Raw genomic sequence first — 3,964 nt, 5'->3', positions numbered from 1 at the left:
AACTGACAATTGAACACTAAAATTCTATTAACAAAGAATTAAATGAACATAAACACAGTTTTTGGAAGTCCCCCTAATCCATTATTCCAATAATCCATCCACCTTAATCAATAATACTTTGTGACCTTTGTGCCTTCTTGGTGTGCTTCGTGGTTAAGTGTTTTTTTTGCTTTCTTCACTCTATCTTATTAAATTTCTTGAGAATTAATAAACAAAAATCATCAACACAATGTCCAAAACATTTTTCAATTCAAAAATAGATTGCACTAAGTGTGGCTATCGCTCGAATAGTTTTTTTAACTGTTTAACTAAATCGAACCTCGAGGCGTTGAATCAAAATAAAATTCCCCATTTATATCAACGTGGTCAAGTGATTTTTTATGAAGGCAATCCTGCTTTTGCTATGTACTGCATACATTCTGGTAGAGTGAAACTGTATAAACACCGCAAAAATGGTGAATCACAGGCAATCCGACTTTTAGGTGCGTTGGATGTAATGGGATATCGAGCTTTATTCGCAAATGAACCATATTCAGTTACTGCCGAAGCCGTGGAGCCAACAACTATTTGTACAATATCGAAAGAGGAAATTTTTGCAATACTTAAAAAATCGCCCGAATTAACATTAAAATTTCTCTCTAAATTATCAAAAGAATTGAGAATATCTGAAGAACAAATTTTAACTATTACTGATGAATCGGTTACAGAAAGAACAGTCCGTTTACTTTTTTCGCTTTTGCAAGTGTCTTCCGATAAAAGTAAATCACAAACAGTAATAAAATGTCCATTATCTCGAGGCGAGATGGCTCAGATGGTCGGCACCTCGCCCGAAACACTCTCGCGTACTCTTCATTCACTTGAAAGAAAAGGTATAATAACTGTCAAAGGGCATGAGATAAATATTTTAAACATTGCGGGGTTAAAAGAACTGATGAAGGATTAATAATTGATGTTCGGGGAACAATAAAAAAAACCTACGAAGGTTTTAACCCCATAACTTTTGGGCTAAAGCCCCAATATTGATTTGGTTCACTAACCCCCAAGATACCCGCCTGCCGTCAGGTAGAAATCGTGGGACTATTATAGCAAATCCAAATTTAGCGTAACAACAGTTAATAACTACACAATCTGCACCCAAATTTATTCTGACTTTAGTCAAAAATTATTCTGAGTGCCATCATTGGATATTATCTAATAAAAATAAATATTCTATTAGAGAAATAAACATTTCTTACATAGAATCTTTTAAGAAAGGAATAAGTCCAATGAAAAAAGTAATATATTTTTTCATCATTCCATTAGTTGTTTTCATCGTAACATTTGCCTATACGGCGCTTGTCTCAACAACGCTTGACGATTTCTTCTTAGCGGGCAGTCAGCCAGGACAATCGGGCCAACTCGAAACACCAGATAAATGCGATAACTGCCACGGAGGATATGATCTAAAAGTAGAGCCAGCTTTTACATGGCGAGGGAATATGATGTCGCAGGCTGCACGCGACCCGTTTTTCTATGCGTGTATGACTATCGCAAATCAAGATGCAGCATTTTCAGGCGACCTCTGCATCCGCTGTCACTCTGGCGGTTGGTTGGAAGGTAGGTCAGTGCCAACAGATGGAAGCGCCTTGAACAGTAATGATCGTGAAGGAGTACAGTGCGATTTCTGTCATAAGTTAGTGAAGCCGGCTCCTCTTGGGGTCAATCCGTACCCGAACGATCCGGCGTACGTCTCAACTGGTACGTATGCTCGCGATCAGGCGTATCTTGCAACGCTCTCTTCGATTCCACCAACGTCGGCTAATGGAATGTACATCGCCGATAATTCCAATGCAAAGCGAGGACCTTATACTGATGCAGTCGCACGGCATCAGGTGTATTACTCACCTTTCCACAGAGATGCAGCTCTTTGTGGTACGTGCCACGATGTGAGCAATCCGGCGTTTGAGAAAAAAACCGACGCCAGCGGCAATTATTACTACGTCCTCAATGCACTAAATGCACCGACACCCTCGATGGATCCGTACACGCAATTTCCTGTCGAGCGCACGTTCAGCGAGTGGTCGCGGAGTGCCTACAACACACCTCAAGGTGTGTATGCGCCTCAGTTCGGTGGCAACAAACAATATGTTTCCACATGCCAGGATTGCCATATGCGTGACGTAACAGGTAAGGGTAGCAACAAGCCGGATTCGCCGGTTCGCACCGATCTCCCGTTACACGATATGACCGGTGGTAACACTTGGGTGCCTGATATTCTTCCAATTTTCTTCCCCGGTGAAACAAACTCCGCAGCACTTGCAGCGGGAAAACAACGCGCTGCTTATATGTTACAAAAAGCTGCAACTATGGAGGTTAGCGGTACAATTCCGAATATCTCTGTAAAAATAATTAACGAAACTGGACATAAACTCCCATCCGGTTATCCTGAAGGTCGGAGGTTGTGGATTAAAGTTAAAGCATACGACATAAATAACAATCTGATTGGTCAGTTTGGTGAATATGATTATACAACTGCAACCTTAAATACTTCAAACACAAAAGTCTATGAAGTAAAACTTGGTATGACTGCTGAAATTACAAACGCAACAGGGTTATCAAATTTACCCGATGGATCTTCATTCCATTTTGTGCTGAACAATGTAGTTGTAAAAGACAACAGAATCCCACCGCGTGGATTCACGAATGCAGCATTCAAGGAAATCCAATCGCCGCCGGTAGCCTACACCTATGCAGATGGACAGTATTGGGATTCAACACCTTTTACATTACCGGCAAACACCGCATATTATGAAGTTAATTTATATTACCAAACAGTATCGAAGGATTATATAGAGTTTCTACGTGATGAAAACAGCACTAATGATTGGGGAACTCGGCTATTTAATGCTTGGAATAGCACAGGTAAATCGGCACCGGTTCTGATGGCAACTTTCAAGTCGGGCGCTCCGGATTTTGATACTACACCACCAAGTACCCCAACGAACTTAACAGCTACAGCACCTAAATTCAATACCGTGAATCTGTCATGGAATCCATCTACCGATAATGTCGGTGTGGCTGGTTATTATGTTTTCCGTAAAGACAAAGGGACAACACCGATAGCAACTGTAACAACAACGACTTATTCCGATGGAAGTGTAAAAGCAACCACAACATATACTTATTATGTTCAAGCGTTTGATAAAGCAGGAAATAAATCAGGATTCAGTAACGAAGCAACTGTTAGAACGCCGAGCCGCAACGCAAAAATTGCAGTTGGTTCACAAGAATTCAAATCAGGTATTGTAAATCTTAATCCGAATCCATTCAATCCTACCACGACAATTACATATATCGTATCTGAACCAAGTGATGTAGTAATCGAAGTTGTAGATGCCATTGGTAGAATTGCCCTCGCTCCCAAAAATACATTCAGAGCTGAAGGTCAATACTCTGAATTAATTAATACCGAAAATCTGTCGAGTGGAATTTATTTCTTCAGGTTAATGATTATTCCGAAAGAAACATCAAACGAACCGATACTTACGACTACAAAAGGCATATTAATTAAGTAACGGAACATATAAAATAAAGAGGAATAACATATAAACCATATTAAAAGGAGTAACTATCATGAACACATTTAAAATATTAATTTTTGCAGTAGCGATATTATTGATCGCTGGAACTGCATCGGCACAAATCCTGACACCGAAAGAGATGTTAGGTAAGGCAATCTTCTTCGATGCAAATTTATCTACACCCACAGGTCAATCGTGTGCAAGTTGCCATTCACCCGAGACTGGATTTACAGGTCCTACCTCTGATGTCAATGCCACTACGGTGGTCTATCCGGGTGCTATCCCGACGAGATTTGGAAACCGAAAACCACCAACCGCAGCCTACGGTGGCAAAAGTCCAATTATGTATAGGGCATCTCTAAAAATTAGTTTTGACGAAAATATTTATTTGCATTTGAAAAATC

The 3,964-nt window shown here is 40.2% G+C and carries 3 protein-coding genes; all 3 read left to right on the top strand.

The window, feature by feature from the left end; all coding sequences use genetic code 11:
- The first annotated feature begins 229 nt into the window (after positions 1–229).
- Positions 230–943 (top strand): Crp/Fnr family transcriptional regulator, encoded by a 714-nt coding sequence (locus QME58_14205; GenBank protein ID MDI6804966.1) that lies wholly within the window; start codon positions 230–232, stop codon positions 941–943.
- A gap of 322 nt (positions 944–1,265) precedes the next feature.
- On the top strand, positions 1,266–3,554 hold the full coding sequence (locus tag QME58_14200) for a T9SS type A sorting domain-containing protein (GenBank protein ID MDI6804965.1): 2,289 nt from the start codon (positions 1,266–1,268) through the stop codon (positions 3,552–3,554).
- 58 nt (positions 3,555–3,612) lie between these two features.
- On the top strand, positions 3,613–3,964 hold a 352-nt coding region (locus tag QME58_14195), incomplete at its 3' end, for a cytochrome c peroxidase (GenBank protein MDI6804964.1).

The sequence above is a fragment of the Bacteroidota bacterium genome (assembly GCA_030017895.1).
Lineage (GTDB): Bacteria > Bacteroidota > Ignavibacteria > UBA10030 > BY39 > JASEGV01.
The sequence above is the reverse complement of the archived record's forward strand: the minus strand, read 5'-3'. Positions and strand labels throughout refer to the sequence as shown.